Origin of the sequence: Paucimonas lemoignei (genome assembly GCF_004342585.1) — a bacterium.
Classification (GTDB): Bacteria; Pseudomonadota; Gammaproteobacteria; order Burkholderiales; family Burkholderiaceae_D; genus Paucimonas; species Paucimonas lemoignei.
Map to the genome: position 1 here is coordinate 140,080 of NZ_SLZQ01000008.1, position 21,378 is coordinate 161,457.

The window sequence follows — 21,378 nt, forward strand, 5'->3', positions numbered from 1 at the left end:
GCCACCATGCTGAAACTGACTGCTCGCCAGGAACAAATTCTCAACCTGATCCGCGAAGCCATTGAAAATACCGGCTTCCCGCCGACTCGCGCAGAAATCGCCGCCGAACTGGGTTTCCGTTCCGCCAATGCCGCTGAAGAGCATTTGCAGGCTCTCGCGCGCAAGGGTGCCATCGAGATCGCTCCGGGCACGTCGCGCGGCATCCGCTTGCGCGAAGGTGTCGTGCCGGGCAAATCGGTGCGCGGCCGGGCGGCACAGCAAATGGCCCTGCCGCATCCGGCACTGATGCAATTGAGCCTGCCGCTGGTGGGGCGCGTCGCTGCCGGCTCTCCCATTTTGGCGCAGGAACATATCGAAAGCACCTATAACGTCGACCCGGCGCTGTTTGCCTCCAAGCCGGATTACCTGCTGAAGGTACGCGGCATGTCGATGCGCGATATCGGCATCCTCGATGGCGACCTGTTGGCGGTAAAAAAGGCTGATGCCGCCCGCAATGGCCAGATCGTCGTGGCGCGCTTGGGCGACGAAGTGACGGTCAAGCGATACAAGAAATCGGGCTCGCTCATCGAACTCTTGCCGGAAAATCCGGATTTCAAACCGATCGTGGTCGAACAAGACCGCGAAGACTTTGCGCTAGAAGGCTTGGCTGTCGGTTTGTTAAGGTCCTGGAACTAATAAGTTTTAAGCTGGAACTATTGCCGGGATTCAAGTGTCCAAATCGAGCTTGAACATGGTTTTAATGCCGTTCCGGTAATGCAGGTGTCGCGTATCCCCCTCTCACTCCTGATGCGGGATCCTTGTTGATGACATTGTCATCTAAGCCGGAACGGCATGTTTTTATACAAAAAGCCCGAATGGATATATCCATCCGGGCTTTTTTATGCGCGCGTTCAGGCTGATCAGCTTATTTGGGCCTGACTTTATTCGCCGTTTTTTATGCTTTTTGCCAAGGCCAGCATCTGGCGCGCCATGCCGCGCAGGATATTGACCTCTTCCGTCTCCAGCCCTGCACGGGAAAACATGCGCTTGATACGCGGCATCAGCTTTTTCGGGCTTTCCGGATTCAAGAAACCGATCCCGACCAGCGCTTGCTCCAGGTGTGCATACATCCCTTCCACCTGTTCGACACTGGCCGCATCCCCGCGAAAGCCGACTCCAGTCTCGGCAAGTTTGCCCTCGGTCGCCGCCATGCGGCCTTCGTAAGCCAGCACTTGCACCGCCTGCGCCAGATTGAGCGAAGAATAATCAGGATTGGCTGGGATATTGATTAATACATTACATTTTTCCACCACTTCGTTCGGCAAGCCGAAACGCTCGTTGCCGAACAGGAGCGCGGCATGCAGGCCCGCATCCCCCGCCAGTTGCGTAGCCAGGTCACGCGGCGTAATGATCGGCGGCGAATATTCCCGTAAGCGCGCACTTACTGCCGCCGCGAAATTGCACCCCGCAAGGGCTTCACTCACCGAGCCGACAATGCGTGCGCCCTCCAGCACATCCAGGGCGCCGCTGGCGAAGGCGATGGCTTCTTCATGCCGTACGGCGTCCGGATCGCGCGGATTGACCAGCACCAGCTCATGAAATCCCATGGTCTTCATGGCGCGTGCAGCAGCGCCGATGTTTCCGGGGCGGCTGGTTTCAACAAGGATGAAGCGCAGGCGCTGAAACAGGGTAGTTTGCGTAACAGTGTCGGTTTGGTGCGGGTTCATTTAAAATAGCAGCATCCGCGGCAAAGGCACGAGTCGGTTGCCGCATCGTTCATTATTCAATTTACATGGTTCCCTGATTGCGGTTCGCAAGGGAACCGCCATTTTAACGGAACCTGTATGCATCCCATGCTCAATACGGCGGTCAAGGCCGCCCGCCGCGGCGCTTCGGTCATCAACCGCGCCTCTTTCGACATCGACCGCCTGAAAGTCACCGAAAAACAGCAAAACGATTTCGTCACCGAAGTCGACCGTGCCGCCGAGCAGGCGATCATCGAGGTGCTGCAGACCGCTTATCCCGACCATGCCATTCTGGCGGAAGAATCCGGTCCCTCGGCCAATCTGCACGATGAAAATGAAAACGTGTGGATCATCGATCCGCTGGACGGCACCACCAACTTCATTCACGGCTTTCCCCAGTATTGCGTCTCGATCGCGCTGCAGCAGCGCGGCCAGATCACGCAGGCCGTGGTTTACGATCCGACCCGTAACGACCTGTTTACCGCCACCAAGGGCGGCGGCGCCTTCCTGAACGAAAAGCGCATCCGCGTCGCCAAGCGCGACAAGATGGCCGAAGCGCTGATCGGCACAGGCTTTCCCTACCGTGACATGCAAGGCCTGGACGAGTACATCAACATGTTCCGCGTCATGACGCAAAAATGCGCCGGCCTGCGCCGTCCGGGTGCGGCTGCGCTGGATCTCGCCTATGTAGCCTGCGGACGCCTGGATGGCTTCTTTGAAAAAGGCTTGCAGCCTTGGGATGTCGCCGCAGGCTCGCTGCTGGTCACCGAAGCGGGTGGCATCGTCGGCGACTTCAAGGGCGAATCCGAATATATCTACAAAGGTGACGTGTTGGCTGGTTCGCCAAGGATTTTCGGTCAACTGGTGGCTCTGCTCTCCCCTTACGCATAAACCTCCCCATCTAGCACGGCAGGACTTGGTTCTTGCCGTGCCGGCGACCGGGTCCTCCGGTGCGCCAGACAATCTTCTTTCTACTTTTCAAATTCCCTACAGAATTATCTTCCTGCTTCCAGTTGCGCACCGGTCTGGCATTCTATTTATCGGTACCGCGAAAATGCTAATGATTCTCATTAAAATTTGATGTTATGATGGAGCCTGACTTGCCTTTTGGTCCCTATTGCCACGTATCGTTGCTGGCGAATATCGATTATGAAACAAACAGATTTCACCTTAACGCTGGAACACATGCCGCTGCGCAAACCTTGTTTTGTACAAGCGGTACAGGCGCCATCCCATTCACCCGAATGGCTGCGCTGGCTTGAGGAAATCGGTTTTATTGCGGGCGAACAAGTCATGCTGGTGGCGCGTGGCATGCCGGGCAGCGACCCGCTAGTGGTGCGCGTCGGCACCTCGACGTTTGCCTTGCGCCGGGCGGAAGCCGCATGCGTGAAAGTCAGCATGGCGCCCCCCGGAGTGACGCAATGAAGGCGGCGGTCCAGGAAGCGGTCGTCCACCTTCACCCAGCCGCCCCGCTGATCGCACTGGTCGGCAACCCTAATTGCGGCAAGACCGCCCTTTTCAATCGCCTCACCGGCAGCCGCCAGAAAGTCGCCAACTACGCCGGCGTCACGGTCGAGCGCAAGGAGGGGCGCATGCAAACTGCGGCGGGCAAGACCTTGCGCGTGCTCGATCTGCCCGGCGCCTATAGTCTCTATCCGCGTTCGCCCGATGAGCGCGTCACCTGCGATGTGCTGTACGGCCGAGCCGTCGGCGAGAAGCGCCCCGACCTGGTGGTGTGCGTGGTGGATGCGACCAACTTGCGCCGCAACCTGCGCCTGGTCCTGGCGGTCAAGCGTTTGGGCATCCCTTGTGTGGTGGCGATGAACATGTCGGACCTGGCAGAAAAAGCCGGAAGACCGGTCGATGCCGATGCGCTGGCACGCGAACTCGGCGTGCCGGTAGTGGCGACGGTAGGTGTTGCCAGCGGGGGCGAACAGTCGCTGCGCACGCTGCTGGACAATCCGGAATTGTGGCGACGCAGTGGGCCGGCACTGGCGCCGGTGCAGGATGAAAACGCCAGTATCGCCGGCGACCACGAGGAAGTGCGCCGCATCCTGCAGCGACTCGGCCTCGATCAGATCGTGCCGCACAGCGCCACGGAGCGCATCGACAGCGTGGTGCTGCATCCGGTCGCCGGTCCTGTCCTGCTGGCCGTCGTGCTGTTCCTGATATTCCAGGCCGTATTCGCCTGGGCAGAAACGCCGATGGGCTGGATCGAGCAACTGACCGCCTGGACCGGAGACGCGGTGGGCGCGCTGCTGCCGGATGGCTGGATCAAGAGCCTGCTGGTGGATGGCGTGATCGCCGGCGCCGGCGGCGTGGTGGTATTCCTGCCGCAGATCGTGATCCTGTTTTTCTTCATTTTGATACTTGAAGAATCCGGGTATCTGCCGCGTGCCGCCTTCCTGCTCGACCGCCTGATGGGCAGCGTCGGGCTTTCCGGCCGCTCCTTCATTCCCTTGCTGTCGAGCTTTGCCTGCGCCATTCCGGGCATCATGGCGACACGTTCCATTTCCAACCCGCGCGACCGCCTGGTCACGATCATGATTGCGCCGCTGATGACTTGTTCGGCGCGCCTTCCAGTGTATGCGCTGCTGATCGGCGCGTTCATTCCCCAGCGCGAGGTCTGGGGCGTGCTGGAACTGCAGGGGCTGGTATTGTTCGGCTTGTATGCAGCCGGCATTGCCGGCGCGCTGGCGGTCGCCTGGGTGCTGAAACGCTTCACCAGCGGCGGCCGCATGGTGCGCCCCCTGATGATGGAATTGCCCAATTATCACTGGCCCAGCCCCGCGAATATCCTGCTCGGTCTTTGGCAGCGGGTGCGCATCTTCATGCGGCGCGTTGGCGGCATCATCCTTGGCCTGACCATCCTGATGTGGTTCCTGGCCAGCTTCCCGGCACCTCCTGCAGGCGCTACCGGCCCTGCAATCGAATACAGCCTGGCCGGCATGCTGGGACAATTGCTGGCGGTGGTGTTCGAGCCGATCGGCTTCAACTGGCAGATCAGCATCGCGCTGGTGCCCGGCCTGGCGGCGCGCGAAGTGCTGGTCAGCTCGCTGGGTACCGTGTATGCCATGTCGGGTTCGGGCGATGCGGCTGCCGCAGCCCTGTCGGGCATCATCAGCCAGCAATGGAGCCTGGCGACCGCGTTTTCCCTGCTGGCCTGGTTCGTCTTCGCGCCGCAATGCCTCTCCACCCTGGCGACCGTGCGGCGGGAAACCGGCGGCTGGAAAATGACAATCATTATGGCGGGCTACCTGTTTGCACTTGCCTATTTGGCGTCCTTCGTCACTTATCGCATTGCGCTGGCGTTGACTTAAGCAGCCTCGCAGGCAAGCATACGTTTCAGCGCTCGCATACCTAGGCTAGCGCTTCGGACAAAATAGAAACCGGCGTAACAGGGTCTGCTGTTACACCGGTTTTTTGCATTGCAGTGTCTGAGGAAGGCTTGATCCTTATTTCATATTCAGACTGCCCAGGTCGGGCACATCGGCATGCGCCAGTGCACAAGGCGCCGGCGCAAGTCGTCAGCACAATAACTGAACGCTGGCCAATTTCAAGATACCGAGATTTTCGATCCTCGACGCTATTATGACTTTTGCCTGACTAAGAAATATCGTCTGCCTCAGGCGGCATTTTTTTACCGCTGAACATGGCGGCGACAAGGTTTTCGCGATGCTGGAAGCTTGTAAACACCACTCCGGCCACATGGAAGGCAATCAGGATGAGCAACAGCCAGCCAAGCCAGCCATGAAGACTGGCGAGCCAGCCATACCCCCAGAACATGTCCGTGGTGTATAACCATCCCGTAAACACCAACGCGCCGACACAGGACAGCAGCGCCACCACCATCCATCCGCCCAGCGGATTATGGCCAAGGTAGCGCGGCGCCTTTCCGGCAGCGACCTCGCGCAAGTAACGCCAGGTCGGGCCGGGAGAACGCACGAATTGCGAAAAGCGGGCGTAGGCGCTGCCGGCAAAACCCCAGATGAATCGCGTAAGAGCCGCGGCTCCTGCACCATAACCCAAATATTCATGCAGAGGACTGATGCGGTCGCTGGTAATCCATGCCGCAGCGACCGTTATCACCAGTGTCCAGTGCAACAAGCGCACTGGAAGGTCCCAGATCCTGATCTTATTTTTCTTCAACGCGTTCAAAAGTCTTAGGGTCGAAAAATGCCTCTACGCGCTTGCCCTGCGGGTCCTTGGCATACACTTCATAGCAGGTCTTGGTGACTTCCATGCGGCGCACTTGCCAGCCTTCGCTCTGCAACTTGCGGTAAAGCTCGTTGTGATCCCGCCATTCCGACTTCGGATGCTGCGGGCACTGCACATCGCCATGCGCCCATGCGCCAGCCGCGGCGAATGCCAGAACCAGGGGTGCGAACTTTACGAGTTTCGATTTCATCAATCGCTCCTTTTCAGTAAATGAATATAACAATACAGCGCTGCATGCTGACCTCAAGTCTTCGCCCAGCGCCGCAGCAGGTTGTGGTAAATGCCGGTCAAGGCCAGGAGATTCGCATCGCCCGCTTGCATCGAGGGCGTGAGCTTTTGAATCGCCTGATCCAGATCGAACAGCATGGTGCGCTCAGCGTCGTCGCCCACCAGGCTTTCGATCCAGAAGAACGACGCCACCCTTGCCCCTTCGGTGACGGGAGTCACGCGATGCAGGCTGGATGACGGGTACAGCACCATGTCGCCTGCCTCCAGCTTGACTGCCTGGACGCCAAACGCGGTTTCGATTTCCAGCTCGCCGCCGGCATACTCCTCCGGCTCCGACAGGAACAGGGTCGCCGACAAATCGGTGCGCATGCTGAGATGGCTGCAGGGGATCTGCATCACTGCGCTATCGACATGGACGCCGTAGTTTCCGCCATGCGCGTAGCGATTGAATTTTGGCGGATAAATCGTGCGCGGCAATGCGGCGGATATGAACAAGGGATTGGCGCCAAGCTTGCGCAAGATAACATTGCCAAGTTCCGCCGTGAGCGGCGCATTGTCGTCGAGCTGCTGATTTTGCTTGGCGCTGACGGCCAGCGTCCCGGCGGTTTTCGCGCCATCCTGCCAGTCGGCCTGCGCCAGGCGGTCGCGGAACTGCCGCACTTCATCCTTGCTCAAGACCTGCTCGATAGTCATCAACATGATGAACGCTTCCTTTCAGGGTAATTCAAGGTTGCCGGCACTTCCCGGCTTTGCCGCAGCAGTCGCCGCCACGGTGGCGCGATCGATCTCTGTGACAGTCACGCAACCCGCTTGCGCCATGCAGACTTCCAGCTCTTCCTGCAAGAGCCTGATCATGTGGGCAACGCCCAATGCGCCTGCCACGCTCAGGGCATACATTTGCAGCCGTCCGATCATGACCGCATTGGCGCCCAATGCCAGTGCCTTGAAAATATCCAGGCCGGAGCGAATACCGCTATCGAATAGCAGCGGAAAATCTTCGCCGACCGCCGCGCGTATTGCCGGTAAAACCTGCAAGCTGGCCGGCGCGCCATCGAGGCTGCGCCCGCCATGATTCGACACCACAATCCCCGCCACGCCCCTGCTCTGCAATGCACAGGCATCTTGCGGATGCAACACACCCTTGACCCAGATCGGCAAGGCGGTCTGGGTCATCAACCACTCCAGGTCGCGCCACGTCGGCGCGGTGCGCATGACTCCCTGAAATATCCTGCTGTCGCCTGCCACTGTTTCCTTCACTTCAGGAGCGGCATGATCGCGCAGGTTCGCAGCAATGCAATCCGGCGGCATCTGAAAATTCGCCCGCAAGGCGCGCAGGCTGGCGACCTGGATCGATGCATCCAGCGTCACCATGATCGCTCCGTAGCCGGCACCTTCCGCGCGCCTGAGCAGATCCAGCGTTCCCTCGCGCGTGGGTTGAAAGTAAAGCTGGAACCAGCGCGGAAAAGCTCCCGCAGCGGCGATTTCCTCCAGCGTATAAGAAGCCAGCGTGCTGCTGACCATGCAGGTTTGCAGTGCCGCTGCCGCTCGCGCGGTTTCCAGTTCGCCCCTGGGATGCGCCAGCTTCTGGAACGCCACCGGTGCCAGCATGATCGGATGCGACAGCTCCTGGCCTCCGATTGTGACTCGCGCATGTGCACCGCTAACGTCGCGCAACAGGCGGGGATAGACTGCCCACGAGTCGAATGCCGCCCGGTTAGCTTCCACGGTCGCATCCCTGCCGCTTCCGCCAGCCACGTAGGCATAGCTTGCCGGCGCCATGAAACGCTGCGCCAGCAATTCATAGTCTTGCGCACAACGAATTTCAGCGGGAATGCTGTCCATCGGCTGCTGCAAGGGGAGAAAGGATTCGCTCATGGTAAAGGTCAATGCCGGGCAAGGACCCGGCATTTGATCACACTACAATGCTTACAGCAACGCCATTACATTTCATAGTTCAAGGTCAGCCGAATCGCACGGCCATCGCCCTTGTACAGGAATGCGCCGCTGCGGTACACCGCCGTGTAGTAATCCTTGTCAGTGACGTTGAGAATATTCAGGCGAAGATCGGCTTTCTTGTTGATGCGATACGAGCCGAACAAGTCGTACACCGTGAACGATGGGACAGGCTGCAAGCACTGGCCCTGGGTATTGAACCCGGCTCCGGTATCTGGCTGGCCGCCGCAGCGCGAACTTTCGTACCGCGCAATCCCACCGAACGAGAAGGCATTGGTGAACTGATATTTGGCCTGGACGGAAGCGCTGCGATCTGCAAAATTGCTGAGCGGGTTGCCGACATTAATCGGGTTTGCCGACTTCAGCACCCTGGATTTCATGAATGCCGCGCCAGCTTGCACGGTCAGCTTGTCGGTCAGATTACCAGTCAAGCCGAATTCGATGCCACGCACGCGATTGCTGCCGGTGTTGAAAGTGCCGATAGCGTCATAATCCGCGCCTTCCATGACATCGGTTTTCTTGGTCTGGAAGATAGCAGCAGTCAACAAAGCCTTGTCGTCAAACAGATTCCACTTAGTGCCCACTTCGACGTTTTGTGACGTTTCTGGCTTGGCACCGGCGATACTTCCCCGGTACAGCACCGCCCCGCCATAGCCACTGCTCGTGCCAGCGTCCGCTTCGCCACCGTTGATATCCTGCGCGGTGGCATAACTGGCGTAGACCATGCCCATCGGGTTGATTTTATAGCTAAGACCAAAGTGACCATTGACCAAAGTGTCGTTGTAACCGTAATTGCCTGCTGTCGGCCCTGAGAACCTGAGCAGCTTGAGATCGAAGTTGTCGGCACGCAAGCCACCGAACGCGGTGAACTTGTCCGTCAAATCAATCGTATCCATGGCGCTCAGCGAGAACGTTTTTACATGCCAGTCCTGCACCGGTCCAAGGCGCGAGTAGGTACGGCCCGAAAGATTGGCCAAGTCAGCGACAGGATTTCCATTCGCATCGGTGAAGCAATAAGAGCCCGCTCCAGCTGCGGTAGTACAGTTTGGTGCACCATTACTGGTAACGGCGTAGTTACCCGAAACAACCTTGTGATCGGTGTATTCGACACCAAAGATGAATTCGTTCTTTTTACCGAATAAATTCGTATCCCATCGTAAGTTGGATTGATGCGCCAAGTAATCCACTTCCTGCCATCCGGTATGACCGCCATCCAGAGCGCCGGTCGTATAACTGGTTGCGCCGTTGAAGCGCGTCTGACTCGATGCACCAGTCGTCGCATAGGCATTGCTCGCCGTACCGTAACGGGTCAAACTGGTAAGGTTCAGATTGGGAGCAAATCGATACTTGACACGCGCCGTCAGCGTATCAGTATCCGACTCAAGGAAGTCGTTTGCCTGCGCGTAGACCGGCACATTCCTCGCCGGCACGCGATTGGGTACGGTGCCGACCAGGAAGCTGCCCAGATCGGGAAAATCGTCCTTGGCGCGCAAGCCATAGTAATCCAGGGTTAACGACAGATCCGGATTTACTTCCCACAAACCGGACAGCGCCAGGCCCTTGCGATTGCGTTGGGACGGTGAACGATCCGGCACGTCTTCCTTGCCGTACAGCGCATTGACGCGCAGCGCGAACTGGTCCGTGAAGACCTTGTTGGCGTCGGCCGTGGCGCGCACATGGCTATCGGTACCGAGACCCAGAGAAAAACGGGTGAAATCGATATCGGTCGTGGCTTGCTTGGTGATGGCATTGATCGCGCCGCCGGCAGTGCCGCGTCCGGCAAAGCTCGAATTCGGTCCCTTCGAGATTTCCAGCTGCTCGATGGCGAAGCTCTCGCGGGTGCTCATGCCGGGATCGCGCAAGCCATCGACGAACACATCACTGCGCGCCTCTTGCCCACGAATGATGTAACGGTCGCCGAAGGCATTGCCGTTTTCACCAGTGCCCAGCGTAATGCCTGGCTGGGTGGCGAGGATCTGTTTCAGGTCGGTCTGGCCAGAGTCGTCGATTGCCGTTTTAGTGATAACGGAAATGGTTTGCGGCGTCTCCGCCAGCGGGCGGGTATGACGCGAGTCACCTGAAGTCTTTGCCTTGTAAGGCACACCGACTTCGGCGTTAGGATTGGGATCGATCGCCGTGCTCTGCACCACCACGGTAGGCAAGGTTGCTTCGGTAGCAGGCGGCGTTGCCGTTTGCGCCATCGACGTCAAAGGCATCAGCATCGCGGTGGAAATCCCCAGCGCGATGCTATTTTTTGTCATTGATGTGGCTGGTGTATCTTTATTGAGACGAAGACTTTTCGGTTTTCGTAAAGCTTCTTTTTTCATTACGTTGTTTCCCTTAGATATTTTTATTAATGCAATAAATATAAAAAACAGAATCATTCAAGAGCCTTGCAAAAGCCGTCGAACGACACGTGTTTCTTATGTTACCTTGAACCTAATTGATAATCATTCTCATTATCAGTTGAGAATGACACGAGGTCAATACATTTAAAAAAATATTTGGGGATCGACAAAGGCAAGTTGCTTTCGACCTGAACAACAGCGCTCGCAATGCAGTCTTCAGCACCGAAGAGGAAGCACTGTTATACTTCCCCCCTTTCGCGGCGATCTTCCAGTCCTGTTGCCGTGGTCAATGAAGAATTCCTTCCCTCCTTCGCTATGAAATGCAGCGGAGGTCAGTGTCAATTCATGTGCCTGAGACTGGCTAATTGGTAATTCAGCAGGCCATACCCTTATAGAAAATACGTATGTCTTTTTCCCAGCTCGGCTTGTCCGATGCCATTGTTCGCGCCGTTACCGAATGCGGCTATTCCACTCCCACGCCAATCCAGCAGCAAGCCATCCCCGCCGTTCTCGGCGGCGGTGACCTATTGGCCGGCGCGCAGACCGGGACCGGCAAGACAGCCGGCTTTACGCTGCCGCTCCTGCAACGCCTGTCCGCCATGCCCCGTTCGGGTGGCGCCCATCGCCCCGTGCGCGCGCTGGTGCTCACTCCCACGCGCGAACTCGCTGCACAGATCGGTGACAGCGTCAAAGCCTACGGCAAATATGTAAAGCTCAATTCCGCCGTCATCTTTGGCGGGGTTAACATCAATCCGCAAATCACGCTGCTCAAGCAAGGCGTGGATATTCTCGTCGCGACTCCCGGCCGCCTGCTTGACCATTTACAGCAAGGCACAATGAAACTCGACCAGGTGGAAATCCTGGTGCTGGATGAAGCCGACCGCATGCTCGACATGGGCTTTATCCATGACATCAAGCGCGTGCTTGCGCTCTTGCCGAAGAAGCGTCAGAACCTGCTGTTCTCGGCAACGTTCTCCGACGAGATCAAGGCGCTGGCCGACCGCCTGCTGGACAGCCCTGCCATGATCGAAGTCGCACGCCGCAATGCGACCGCCGACATCGTCACGCAAAAGATTCATCCGGTGGACCGCAATCGCAAGCACGCCTTGCTGGCGCACCTGATCAAGGAAAAGAACTGGTTCCAGGTGCTGGTATTCACCCGCACCAAGCACGGCGCCAACAAGCTGGTGGAACAACTCGGCAAGGAAGATATTTCCGCCCTGGCGATCCATGGCAATAAGAGCCAGGCGGCGCGCACCCGAGCCCTGTCCGAATTCAAGAGCGGCAAGTTGCAGGCGCTGGTTGCCACCGACATCGCCGCGCGCGGCATCGATATCGACCAGTTGCCGCATGTCGTCAATTACGATCTACCCAACGTGCCGGAAGATTACGTCCATCGCATCGGCCGTACCGGTCGTGCCGGCGCTTCGGGCGAGGCAGTGTCGCTGGTCTGCGTGGATGAACACGACATGCTGAAGGGGATTGAAAAGCTCATCAAGCAAACCCTGCCGCGTGAAGTGGTTGCGGGCTTCGAACCGGATCCGAATGCCAAGCCCCAGCCGATTCAACTGCGCAGCGAAGATCATATGCGCGGCGGCGGGCGCGGGCGCGGTAACCAGGGACGCAGCGGTCAGCGCAATAATGGCAATAACGCGCAAAACAAGACTGCCACTGCCAAGCCAGCCGGCAAGCCGCGCAATCCGCAGCCTGCCCCGGCGGGACAGAAGCAAGGCATCAACAAGCCGCGCACCGGACAAGGACAGAATTCGGGCGGAGGACGCCCGGCGCCCGCGCATCGCAGCGGAGGCCGCGGTCATTGACCGGCCATGTCATCACATGCAACAAGGCTCCGCAAGGAGCCTTTTGTTTTGCCGCCTGGCTGAAAGGCCGGCATTCCAGCGTGATAAAATGCGCGCTCGAAAAGAGGGCGTAAACGTGGTGGACTTGCAGCGAAAAGACAAGAATGTGACAGACGCTTCGGCAATCGAGGATCATTTGAAGGGCCACACGCCGATGATGCAGCAATTCCTGCGCATCAAAGCGAGCCATCCGAACACTCTGCTGTTTTATCGCATGGGTGACTTTTACGAGCTGTTCTTCGACGATGCGGAAAAAGCCGCGCGCCTGCTCGGCATCACGCTCACCCAGCGCGGCAATTCCAACGGCCTGCCAGTCAAGATGGCGGGCGTCCCCTTCCATTCTTGCGAACAATATCTGGCGCGCCTGATCAAGCAAGGCGAATCAGTCGCCATCTGCGAACAGATAGGCGACCCCGCCACCAGCAAAGGCCCGGTCGAGCGCAAGGTCATCCGCGTTGTTACTCCCGGCACGCTGACCGATGCCGATCTCCTGCCCGAAAAATCCGAGCGCCCGCTGATGGCGCTGTGCCAGCTTACCCAGCGCAAGCAGGTCACGGTTGGCCTGGCCTGGCTATCGCTGGCCAGCGGCGCGCTGAAGATGATGGAATTCTCTTGCGAGCAGAAAGTGCTCGATGCGCGCCTGCGCCAGGAACTGGAACGCATCGGCCCGGCCGAGGTGCTCGTGGCCGACGATGCCCAGGATGAGCTGTTTCCTGCCAACGGCGCCATACCGGCCGCGCGTACCGGCGTGCCAGCCTGGCATTTCGATCAGACTGCCGGCCGCAAAGCGCTGCTGGACCAGCTCGAAGTCGGCACCCTTGCCGGCTTCGATGCCGAGCATCTCGGTGTCGCCATTGGTGCCGCCGGTGCATTGCTGCGCTATGCCCAGTCGACTCAAGGACGCGGGCTTCACCATGTCAGAAGCCTTGCCGTCGAATCGGAAAGCGAATTCATCGGCCTGGATGCCGCCACGCGCCGCAACCTGGAGCTGACTGAAACGCTGCGCGGCCAGGATGGTTCCGGCTCTGCTCCGACGCTCTTTTCGACGCTTGACCATTGCCGCACCTCGATGGGTTCGCGCCTGCTACGCTACTGGACCCATCATGCGCGCCGCGACCAGCAAGTCGCCCGCGCGCGTCATGCCGCCATCAACGCGCTCATGCGCAACGATGCCTGCTCTGGGCTGGCGTCGGCACTGGCGGCGATTCCCGATATCGAGCGCATCACCACACGTGTAGCCCTCCTTTCTGCGCGTCCGCGCGATCTGGCGGGACTGCGCGCCGGCCTGCAAAACCTGCCGGCCCTGCGCGACTATGTAGGCATGTGCACGCGCGACGCCGATGCTCCGCTTTTGCAATCGATCCAGGCCGACTTGGCCGACCCAACGGAATGCCTGGACCTGCTCGTTCGCGCCATCGCGCTGGAGCCGGCGGCATTGGTACGCGACGGCGGCGTGATCGCGCGCGGCTTCGATGCCGATCTCGACGAACTGCGCGGTCTGTCGGAAAACGCCGGCCAGTTCCTGGTGGACCTCGAAGCGCGGGAACGCGCTCGCACCGGCATTGCCAACCTGCGCGTCGAATACAACAAGGTGCATGGCTTTTACATCGAAGTCACGCACGGCCAGACCGACAAGGTGCCGGACGACTACCGCCGCCGCCAGACCTTGAAGAATGCCGAACGCTACATCACGCCGGAATTGAAAGCATTCGAGGACAAGGCGCTGTCCGCCCAGGAACGCGCGCTGGCTCGTGAAAAATTCCTGTACGAGCAAATCCTGCAAAACCTTGCTCCGCACATCCCCAGGCTGCAAGCCATTTCCTGCGCCGTCGCGCAACTCGACGCGCTGGCATCGCTGGCCGTACATGCGCTGGCTCACAACTGGTGTGCACCGCTGCTGGTGGATGAACCAATAATTTCGATCGGCCAAGGCCGTCACCCGGTGGTGGAAAACCAGATCGAGCGTTTCATCGCCAACGATTGCGAGCTGGCTGCCGAACGCAAGCTGCTGTTGATCACCGGCCCGAACATGGGTGGTAAGTCGACGTACATGCGCCAGGTGGCGTTGATCACCCTGCTCGCCTACATGGGCAGCTTCGTGCCGGCCAGCCATGCCACCATCGGCCCGATCGACCGCATCTTCACCCGCATCGGCGCCGCCGATGATCTGGCCGGCGGCCGCTCCACCTTCATGGTGGAGATGACCGAATCGGCAGCGATCCTGAACGGCGCCACCGAGCATTCGCTGGTGCTGATGGATGAAGTCGGCCGCGGCACGTCGACCTTCGACGGCCTCGCGCTGGCGTGGGCCATCGCGCGTCACCTCATCGAGACGACGAAGAGCTTCACGCTGTTCGCCACCCATTATTTCGAGCTGACGCAATTGCCGGAAACGCATCCGACCTGTGCCAACGTGCACCTGTCGGCAGTCGAACACAAGGACAGCATCGTATTCCTGCATGCCGTGCAGCCCGGCCCCGCCTCGCAAAGCTACGGTCTGCAGGTGGCGCAACTGGCCGGGGTGCCGCCTGCAGTGATCCGCGCCGCGCGCAAGCATCTGGCGGCGCTGGAATCGCACTCGCTGCAGCCGACGCCGCAATTCGACCTGTTTGCCGGCGCCATGACGGGCGACGATGCGACCGAGGACGAAGTTGCTGCAAATTCCGACCCGGCTCATGCGGCCAATGAACAGGCCGGCGCCCTGCTTGCCGCGCTGGCCGACATCGACCCTGATGCCATGTCGCCGCGCGAAGCGCTGGAAGCGCTTTACCGCCTGAAGCAACTGGAGACGGAAGGCACACGCTCATGAAGCGCTTGCTGATTGCCGGCATGCTAGCCTGTGCGGCGCTGGCCGGTTCGGCAGCCTTTGGTGCCGATAACCGCTTCAGTTTCGGCTATATCGCCCATCCATTCGGCGATGCGCTCACCGATGAATCAGGCTTGAAGGATTCACTGGCTGCAGCTGGACAGGCCAACCTGGCATTCGTCGTCATCGGCGGCATCAAATCGGGCATTGAGCCCTGTAGTGACGAGCTTTACGAACAGCGCCGGTCCATGCTGAACCAGTCGCGCCATGGCCTGGTGGTGTCGGTATCGGAAAGCGACTGGAGCGATTGCCGCTATCGTGACGGCCGGCCGGCGGCGCTGGAGCGGCTGCACCGCATCCGCGAGCTTTACTTTGCCGACGATTTTTCTTTGGGTGCCAGCCGCATTCCCCTCACGCGGCAGTCGGCCAATCCAAAGTTCCGGGATTATGCGGAAAATTCCCGCTGGGAGATCGGCGGCATCATGTTTGCCACGATTAATCTGCCGGCCAATAACAATCGCTACCTGGATGCAGCCGGACGCAACAGTGAATTTGAAGATCGCCTGGTCGCCAATCACGACTGGCTGCAACGTGTCGTGATGCACGCAAAGCGCAAGCAATATGCGGGAATCGTTTTTTTCTGCGATGGCGACCCACTTTATGCAGGCAAGGAAGACGGTGTGAAACGCGACGGCTTTCGTGAAACGCGCCGCCAGATCATTACGCTCGCGGCAAGCTACCCGGGCAAGATATTAATAATCCACAATCAGCCGGCAAACGGCGACAAACACAAACCACACAAATCGCCCACTATCCGCTGGAAAGGCAACCTGGGGGATTTAGCCGTGGCATCTGACTGGACGATGCTGCTGGTCACGCCCTCGCGTCCTTCCGTCTTTACCGTCGCCTCGGGAAAGGATGCTGGCGCGACAGATCGAAAATAACGCCGGGGAAGCAACCCCGGCGTGACGATTACTGGATGGGCACGGTGCGGAACTGGTCGCCCTCATCGCCTTCATCATCGTCGTGACCATGGTGGTGGCCATGTTCGCCATGCACATGGCCATGCGCCACTTCCTCGTCGCTGGCAGCGCGCACGCCGACCACGTTCAAACCGAAACGCAGGGCAATGCCGGCCAGCGGATGGTTACCATCCAGGACTACCTTGTCATCGGCGATATCCGTCACGGTAAAGATCAGCGACTCCTGGCGCTCATCGCCATCTTCAGGCGAACCTTCAAACTGCATGCCCACTTCCAGCTGAGCCGGCAAACGGTTGCGCTCTTCCATGCGGACCAGGGCCGGATCATATTCGCCAAAGGCATCTTCCGGCTCGACTTGGATCGTCGTTGTATAACCGGCTTCCTTGCCGTCTAGGGCTTCCTCGATTTTCGGCAAGGTATTGTGATAACCGCCATGCAGGTAAACCATGGGCTCACGGCTTTCCTCGATCAGATTGCCTTGCGCATCTGACAGGGTGTAGTGAAGAGTCACTACAGAATTTTTGGCAATCTTCATGGCAGGGCTTCCTTTCAGTGGTTAATGGATGAAATTATACCAACCTGTCACCAAGCCGCCGATTTGCGGCCGATGAAATATTCAATGGATCGTGCCCAGGCGGAAAAGCCCTGACATGAGCGGCGATATAATGACGGCATGAATAATAAACTGACTCTCTTGGGCGGCATGACGCCCGCACGTTTTCTCCGTGACTACTGGCACAAAAAGCCGCTGCTGGTGCGGCAAGCCATTCCTGGTTTTAAACCAGTGCTCAAGCGCGATGCACTATTCGCCCTGGCGCAGCAGGATGATGTCGAATCCCGACTGATCACGCATTTCGACCAGCATTGGGAAATGTCGCATGGGCCGATCGCCGACACGCCGGCCATTTCGCGAAACGACTGGACGATGCTGGTACAAGGCGTCAATCTGCATGTGGATGCGGCCGACCGGCTGCTGCGGCAATTTAATTTCATTCCCGATGCCCGCCTGGACGACCTGATGATCAGCTATGCCACCGAAGGCGGCGGCGTCGGTCCGCATTTCGATTCCTATGACGTCTTTCTATTGCAGGCACATGGCCAACGGCGCTGGCGCATCGGCCCGCAGCAGGATCTCTCCCTCATCGAAGGCATGCCGCTGAAAATTCTCAAGCACTTCACACCCGAGGAAGAATTCGTTCTGGAACCGGGCGACATGCTGTATCTGCCACCGCATTATGCGCATGACGGCATTGCAGTCGGCGAATGCATGACCTACTCGATCGGGTTTCGCGCGCCGTCCTACCAGGAGCTTGCCGAAGGGTTCCTGCAATTCATGGCTGAGACAGTTGATATGCCCGGCCGCTACGCCGATCCTGACCTTGCGCCTGCTCGGGCGCCGGCGGAAATCAGTACGGCCATGCTGCAAAAGGTACGCAATGAATTGCAGAAGATTAGCTTTGACGAGGAAGATATTGCGATCTTTTTGGGCGAATACTTATCGGAGCCCAAACCGAATGTCTACTTCCGCCCCCCGGCGCGTCCGCTCAGTATGGCGCGCTTCGTTGAAGCTGCCGGCAAGCGCGGCATCAAGCTTTCGCGCAAGACTTATATGCTTTATCGTGGCAAGCACATCTTTATCAATGGCGAATCCTTCAGCGCCAGCCGCGCTGATAAAACGCCATTGCTTTCTCTGGCAAATGACAGGAACCTCCCTGGTTCTGCATTGAACGATGCATCGACGGATGTCATGGAAACCCTGCATCAGTGGTATTCGGACGGCTGGATAGAGCTGGCTTAATCAAGGAAGTTAAAAGCAGAACGATGCAGTTTATTGATGTTTCTCAGCTTTTTGAATGAAAAATTTCCATGCAGACATTAATTAAATGCGACAGAGCAAGGTCTGTTGTTTGACTACAAAATTACGTTACTTTCAGGCATTCGTTTTTGTCATTCCATAGAAAAACCCGCTATAATAATGAGTTAGGAAGGTTTCGCATTATCGCAGTGCACCATTTGCCGATATCATGCGAAAGCGCCCTAACGAGCGATAATTACCGGTAATTATTCATCGCAAAACCTGTTTAAATTTCGAAGGAAAATCATGAAAAAGACTCTGCTGATCGCCTCCCTGTTTGCTATCGCCCTGGCTGCTTGCGGCAAGAAGGAAGAAGCTGCTGCTCCAGTTGAAACCACCACCACCGCTGCAGAAACCACCACCACCACTGCTGAAGAAACCACCACCACCGCTGGCGGCGAAACCACCACCACCGCTGCTGAAGCCACCACCACCACCCTGGCTAAGTAATCAGCACTCGGTTGTAGTGAACAAGCCGGCCTCAGGGCCGGTTTTTTTTCGCCCATTGTTTTCATCCCTGCGTGGCATGCTTGCCCGGGGCCGCCATATCAGAATCGACGCATAAAAAAAGCCGCCCGCAACGCGGACGGCCCAGATACAGCACGAAACGCTGGATTACTTCAGCTGGTCATTCAACAGCGAGAGAATCCTGCCGGCAGTGGCCGACATATCCGGACGGCCTTCGCCATCGAGGACTTGAATGCGGCTGCTACCGGCGCTTTCCTTGACGGAGATGCGGTAACGCTGAGCCAACTTCGGATCATCCTTGGAAGAGCCGAAAGTGAACAGCTTGGCGAGGAAGCCCTTATTTGCCTTGTCTTTCGCATCCTTGTCTTGATCGACGTAGCGCACGAAATACAAGCCTTGCGAGCGATCTCGGTCTTCCACGGTGAAACCTACACGGTCGAGCGCCAAGCCGACTCGGCGCCAGGCACGGTCAAAACTTTCGTTATCCTCGACGTACGAACCACCCTCGGCCTTGACCAGCTTGGAACGCTGCTGTAGCGGAGACGCGTTGGCGACGATGGTCTTGGCTTTCACTTCTTCGTTGCCCAGTCTTGCCATCAACTGGCTCAACATTTGGGCTTCCAGTTCGGGATCGGAGGCGCGACCGACCCACGAAGTTGATTGTAGGCCGCTCCTGGCGTTTTCGCTGCCAATAATCACCTCTTCAGCTCCGCGATGACTGATATAAACCTCGGTGCTGCCATCCGGCGCGCGCTCAAGGCGGGTGCGGAATTTGTCGCGGAGGCCGCTATCGTAAACGGAATCCAGCGTCTTGCTGAGGAAACCACGGACCGTACCCTGCGGAATATTCAAGCGCTTTTCCGCCCAATCGGTTTCCATGACGCCGGCTTCCGGCATTTCGATATTGATCAGGAAGCCCGAATCCTGCCAAAAGTCTTTGATCTGCGGCCACAGGACTTCCGGCGCTTTCTTGATAACGAGCCAGCGCTGGTTGCCGGCACGCTCAATGCGCATATCGGCAACCGCGACCGGCGCGATCACCGCATTGGAAGCGCTAGGCGCACTTGTCTGCTGCTGCATGTTGTAGCCGGTTGCCGTCGCAACGCCGCGATTATCCTGCACCGCATAGCGGTTATCGCGCTGAAGCTGAGTGAGATTCGGCGGAATCTCGAGTGTTCTAGCAGGTGCTTTGCTTGCGCTTTTGTAGTCGACCCGTTCCGGCTCCAGCATCGAGCTAAGCGAACTGCAGCCGACCATACCGGTAAGGATGGCCGCGCCCAGCGTAGTGCGCGTGACATGAGTAACGTGGAGCGAAAATTTGTTCTTGCAAATAGTCATAAAAATACGGGTTAAGAGCCGGACAAGATCAACAGCGCGCCAAGCGCCATAAGCGTTTATTGTAATACAGCAGCTTCGCGCAATGCCTTGCGGACAGTTTCCTGGTATTCCTGAGCTAGCGGAACGAGTGGAAGACGGATGCCAGAAGGAATCTTGCCCATCTCTGCCATGGCCCATTTCACCGGCACCGGGTTCGGTTCGACGAAGAGCTTGTTATGCAGCGGCAGCAAGCGGTTATTGATTTCGACTGCCTTGGCGGTTTCGCCCTGCATGGCGGCGACACACAATTCATGCATCGCGCGCGGCGCAACGTTCGCCGTGACGGAGATATTACCCTTGGCGCCGCAGAACATCAGCGCCATTGCCGTGGCATCGTCACCGGAATACACGGCAAAGGATTTCGGCGCCAGACGCAGCAACTCGGTGCCGCGGGCGATATTGCCGGTCGCATCTTTCACGCCAATGATGCCCGGCACTTGCGCCAGGCGCAGGATGGTTTCATTGGACATGTCGGCCACGGTGCGGCCCGGCACGTTATACAGGATCACCGGCAGGTCGACTGCCTCGGCGATCTTCTTGAAGTGCTGGTACATGCCTTCCTGGGTCGGCCGGTTATAGTAAGGCACGACCTGCAGCGACGCATCGGCGCCAGCCTTCTTGGCGAAACGGGTCAACTCGATGGCTTCCTCGGTCGAATTGCCGCCGGTGCCGGCGATGACCGGGATGCGCTTGGCGGTATGTTCGACCGCCACCTTGATCAGTTCGCAATGTTCCTCGACGGAGACCGTCGGCGATTCGCCGGTAGTGCCGACGATGACGATGCCATCGGTGCCTTCAGCGATGTGCCAGTCGATCAGATTGCGCAAGCCCGGCAAGTCCAGGCTACCATCCGCATGCATGGGGGTGACGATTGCAACTATGCTGCCCTGAATCATGGTGTTTAGGAAACGGAAAGATGGAAAGCTACGATTGTAGCGGATCGTTTGCCGATGTGGGGAAGTTCGGCAAGGCAAATCCGATTAAAAAATCCGCGGAAAACCGGGTCTTACCTCGGCATCCTGAGCCTCGGCAGCCTTGACGGCGCATATCCGCTGCAGCATGGCGGGCTTAGGCATATCGGCATAACCATCTTCGAAAGCAACCACCTGCCAGATGCCACGAAGCGGATCACGGACAACATCCAGCAATTCCCCCGGGCGCAGCAGAAAATCCGGATTCGAGGGCTTGCCATAGCGCTCATTGCCCAAGGCGAAAGTCTCGTAAATCAGGATGCCGCCCGGCTTGACGCTCGCCAGCATGGCGGGAAACAGCGGACGATGAAGATAATTCGTCACCACGATGCCGGCAAAGCGTGCCGGGGCAAAGGGCCAAGGCGTGCCATTTTCGAGGTCGAACTGCATGGTCGAGATGCCGGCGCCAGCCGCGCTGCGCAAGGCATCCGCATCACGATCCAGCGCGCAGACTCGGTATCCCATTTCAGCCAGAAGACGGCTATGGCGACCGCTGCCGCAAGCCAGGTCGAGCACTTCGCCGCCTGGGATCAGCGGAGCGAAGCGTTTCACCCATGGCGCGGGTTCAGGCGCCATGCCCGCGCCATG

At 58.4% G+C, this 21,378-nt stretch carries 19 protein-coding genes; 9 read left to right on the forward strand and 10 right to left on the reverse strand.

The genetic code is table 11. The features are described from left to right. Positions 1-6 precede the first annotated feature (6 nt). Positions 7-675 (forward strand): transcriptional repressor LexA, encoded by a 669-nt coding sequence (gene lexA / locus EDC30_RS13295; protein ID WP_132259330.1) that lies wholly within the window; start codon positions 7-9, stop codon positions 673-675. Between the two features lie 245 nt (positions 676-920). Here lexA and EDC30_RS13300 read toward each other — a convergent pair whose 3' ends face one another. Beyond that, complete coding sequence (locus EDC30_RS13300) at positions 921-1,706, reverse strand: RNA methyltransferase (protein WP_132259331.1); 786 nt, start codon at positions 1,704-1,706, stop codon at positions 921-923. 117 nt (positions 1,707-1,823) lie between these two features. Between EDC30_RS13300 and EDC30_RS13305 the strand changes: the two genes are divergently transcribed. From EDC30_RS13305 to feoB, 3 genes are all read left to right on the forward strand, one after another. Beyond that, positions 1,824-2,615: an inositol monophosphatase family protein gene (locus EDC30_RS13305; protein ID WP_132259332.1), complete on the forward strand. Its 792-nt coding sequence runs from the start codon at positions 1,824-1,826 to the stop codon at positions 2,613-2,615. A gap of 258 nt (positions 2,616-2,873) precedes the next feature. Further along, the gene (locus tag EDC30_RS13310) at positions 2,874-3,149 is read left to right on the forward strand and encodes a FeoA family protein (RefSeq protein WP_132259333.1); all 276 of its coding nucleotides are present in this window, start codon (positions 2,874-2,876) and stop codon (positions 3,147-3,149) included. Beyond that, on the forward strand, positions 3,146-5,044 hold the full coding sequence (gene feoB / locus EDC30_RS13315; protein WP_132259334.1) for a ferrous iron transporter B: 1,899 nt from the start codon (positions 3,146-3,148) through the stop codon (positions 5,042-5,044). Before EDC30_RS13310 ends, feoB begins: the two co-directional genes overlap by 4 nt. Before the next feature lie 286 nt (positions 5,045-5,330). Here feoB and EDC30_RS13320 read toward each other — a convergent pair whose 3' ends face one another. The 5 genes from EDC30_RS13320 to EDC30_RS13340 form a co-directional block, all read right to left on the reverse strand. Then, positions 5,331-5,837, reverse strand: a complete 507-nt coding sequence (locus tag EDC30_RS13320) for a cytochrome b/b6 domain-containing protein (RefSeq protein ID WP_243656781.1) — start codon at positions 5,835-5,837, stop codon at positions 5,331-5,333. A gap of 22 nt (positions 5,838-5,859) precedes the next feature. Continuing rightward, on the reverse strand, positions 5,860-6,132 hold the full coding sequence (locus EDC30_RS13325; protein ID WP_132259335.1) for a PepSY domain-containing protein: 273 nt from the start codon (positions 6,130-6,132) through the stop codon (positions 5,860-5,862). Between the two features lie 53 nt (positions 6,133-6,185). Further along, on the reverse strand, positions 6,186-6,869 hold the full coding sequence (locus EDC30_RS13330) for a Fe2+-dependent dioxygenase (protein ID WP_132259336.1): 684 nt from the start codon (positions 6,867-6,869) through the stop codon (positions 6,186-6,188). A 15-nt stretch (positions 6,870-6,884) separates the two neighbouring features. Next, positions 6,885-8,045 (reverse strand): alpha-hydroxy acid oxidase, encoded by a 1,161-nt coding sequence (locus EDC30_RS13335; protein WP_132259337.1) that lies wholly within the window; start codon positions 8,043-8,045, stop codon positions 6,885-6,887. Between the two features lie 65 nt (positions 8,046-8,110). Continuing rightward, complete coding sequence (locus tag EDC30_RS13340; RefSeq protein WP_132259338.1) at positions 8,111-10,384, reverse strand: TonB-dependent receptor; 2,274 nt, start codon at positions 10,382-10,384, stop codon at positions 8,111-8,113. Positions 10,385-10,875: 491 nt separating this feature from the next. On the opposite strand from EDC30_RS13340, the gene EDC30_RS13345 reads away from it, so the two are divergent. The 3 genes from EDC30_RS13345 to EDC30_RS13355 all read left to right on the forward strand — a co-directional run bounded on the left by EDC30_RS13345 (position 10,876) and on the right by EDC30_RS13355 (position 16,080). Next, on the forward strand, positions 10,876-12,291 hold the full coding sequence (locus tag EDC30_RS13345) for a DEAD/DEAH box helicase (protein ID WP_132259339.1): 1,416 nt from the start codon (positions 10,876-10,878) through the stop codon (positions 12,289-12,291). Positions 12,292-12,484: 193 nt separating this feature from the next. Then, positions 12,485-15,139 (forward strand): DNA mismatch repair protein MutS, encoded by a 2,655-nt coding sequence (mutS, locus tag EDC30_RS13350; protein ID WP_132259383.1) that lies wholly within the window; start codon positions 12,485-12,487, stop codon positions 15,137-15,139. Then, a complete protein-coding gene (locus EDC30_RS13355) occupies positions 15,136-16,080 on the forward strand; it encodes a hypothetical protein (RefSeq protein ID WP_132259340.1) in 945 nt (314 codons plus the stop codon). Before mutS ends, EDC30_RS13355 begins: the two co-directional genes overlap by 4 nt. A 28-nt stretch (positions 16,081-16,108) precedes the next feature. Here EDC30_RS13355 and EDC30_RS13360 read toward each other — a convergent pair whose 3' ends face one another. Beyond that, on the reverse strand, positions 16,109-16,654 hold the full coding sequence (locus EDC30_RS13360; protein WP_132259341.1) for an FKBP-type peptidyl-prolyl cis-trans isomerase: 546 nt from the start codon (positions 16,652-16,654) through the stop codon (positions 16,109-16,111). A 138-nt stretch (positions 16,655-16,792) separates the two neighbouring features. On the opposite strand from EDC30_RS13360, the gene EDC30_RS13365 reads away from it, so the two are divergent. Both EDC30_RS13365 and EDC30_RS13370 read left to right on the forward strand, forming a co-directional pair. Further along, positions 16,793-17,917, forward strand: coding sequence for a cupin domain-containing protein (locus EDC30_RS13365; protein WP_132259342.1), 1,125 nt, complete (start codon positions 16,793-16,795; stop codon positions 17,915-17,917). A 303-nt stretch (positions 17,918-18,220) separates the two neighbouring features. Further along, positions 18,221-18,424, forward strand: coding sequence for a hypothetical protein (locus EDC30_RS13370; protein WP_132259343.1), 204 nt, complete (start codon positions 18,221-18,223; stop codon positions 18,422-18,424). A gap of 165 nt (positions 18,425-18,589) precedes the next feature. Here EDC30_RS13370 and bamC read toward each other — a convergent pair whose 3' ends face one another. The 3 genes from bamC to EDC30_RS13385 form a co-directional block, all read right to left on the reverse strand. After that, positions 18,590-19,780: an outer membrane protein assembly factor BamC gene (bamC, locus tag EDC30_RS13375; RefSeq protein ID WP_132259344.1), complete on the reverse strand. Its 1,191-nt coding sequence runs from the start codon at positions 19,778-19,780 to the stop codon at positions 18,590-18,592. Between the two features lie 56 nt (positions 19,781-19,836). After that, positions 19,837-20,715 carry a 4-hydroxy-tetrahydrodipicolinate synthase gene (dapA, locus tag EDC30_RS13380; protein WP_132259345.1) on the reverse strand — a complete coding sequence of 293 codons (879 nt, stop codon included), beginning with the start codon at positions 20,713-20,715 and terminating at the stop codon, positions 19,837-19,839. An 84-nt stretch (positions 20,716-20,799) separates the two neighbouring features. After that, on the reverse strand, positions 20,800-21,366 hold the full coding sequence (locus EDC30_RS13385) for a class I SAM-dependent methyltransferase (protein WP_132259384.1): 567 nt from the start codon (positions 21,364-21,366) through the stop codon (positions 20,800-20,802). Positions 21,367-21,378: the final 12 nt, after the last annotated feature.

Excerpts from the sequence above, each read along its gene's own strand:
- EDC30_RS13385 (WP_132259384.1), bottom strand. The coding sequence starts at position 21,366 with ATGGCGCCTGAACCCGCGCCATGGGTGAAACGCTTCGCTCCGCTGATC.
- EDC30_RS13305 (WP_132259332.1), top strand. The coding sequence starts at position 1,824 with ATGCATCCCATGCTCAATACGGCGGTCAAGGCCGCCCGCCGCGGCGCT.
- EDC30_RS13310 (WP_132259333.1), top strand. The coding sequence starts at position 2,874 with ATGAAACAAACAGATTTCACCTTAACGCTGGAACACATGCCGCTGCGC.
- lexA (WP_132259330.1), top strand. The coding sequence starts at position 7 with ATGCTGAAACTGACTGCTCGCCAGGAACAAATTCTCAACCTGATCCGC.
- EDC30_RS13345 (WP_132259339.1), top strand. The coding sequence starts at position 10,876 with ATGTCTTTTTCCCAGCTCGGCTTGTCCGATGCCATTGTTCGCGCCGTT.
- feoB (WP_132259334.1), top strand. The coding sequence starts at position 3,146 with ATGAAGGCGGCGGTCCAGGAAGCGGTCGTCCACCTTCACCCAGCCGCC.
- bamC (WP_132259344.1), bottom strand. The coding sequence starts at position 19,780 with ATGACTATTTGCAAGAACAAATTTTCGCTCCACGTTACTCATGTCACG.
- dapA (WP_132259345.1), bottom strand. The coding sequence starts at position 20,715 with ATGATTCAGGGCAGCATAGTTGCAATCGTCACCCCCATGCATGCGGAT.
- EDC30_RS13355 (WP_132259340.1), top strand. The coding sequence starts at position 15,136 with ATGAAGCGCTTGCTGATTGCCGGCATGCTAGCCTGTGCGGCGCTGGCC.
- EDC30_RS13360 (WP_132259341.1), bottom strand. The coding sequence starts at position 16,654 with ATGAAGATTGCCAAAAATTCTGTAGTGACTCTTCACTACACCCTGTCA.
- EDC30_RS13325 (WP_132259335.1), bottom strand. The coding sequence starts at position 6,132 with ATGAAATCGAAACTCGTAAAGTTCGCACCCCTGGTTCTGGCATTCGCC.
- mutS (WP_132259383.1), top strand. The coding sequence starts at position 12,485 with ATGATGCAGCAATTCCTGCGCATCAAAGCGAGCCATCCGAACACTCTG.
- EDC30_RS13335 (WP_132259337.1), bottom strand. The coding sequence starts at position 8,045 with ATGAGCGAATCCTTTCTCCCCTTGCAGCAGCCGATGGACAGCATTCCC.
- EDC30_RS13370 (WP_132259343.1), top strand. The coding sequence starts at position 18,221 with ATGAAAAAGACTCTGCTGATCGCCTCCCTGTTTGCTATCGCCCTGGCT.
- EDC30_RS13300 (WP_132259331.1), bottom strand. The coding sequence starts at position 1,706 with ATGAACCCGCACCAAACCGACACTGTTACGCAAACTACCCTGTTTCAG.
- EDC30_RS13340 (WP_132259338.1), bottom strand. The coding sequence starts at position 10,384 with ATGACAAAAAATAGCATCGCGCTGGGGATTTCCACCGCGATGCTGATG.
- EDC30_RS13365 (WP_132259342.1), top strand. The coding sequence starts at position 16,793 with ATGAATAATAAACTGACTCTCTTGGGCGGCATGACGCCCGCACGTTTT.
- EDC30_RS13330 (WP_132259336.1), bottom strand. The coding sequence starts at position 6,869 with ATGTTGATGACTATCGAGCAGGTCTTGAGCAAGGATGAAGTGCGGCAG.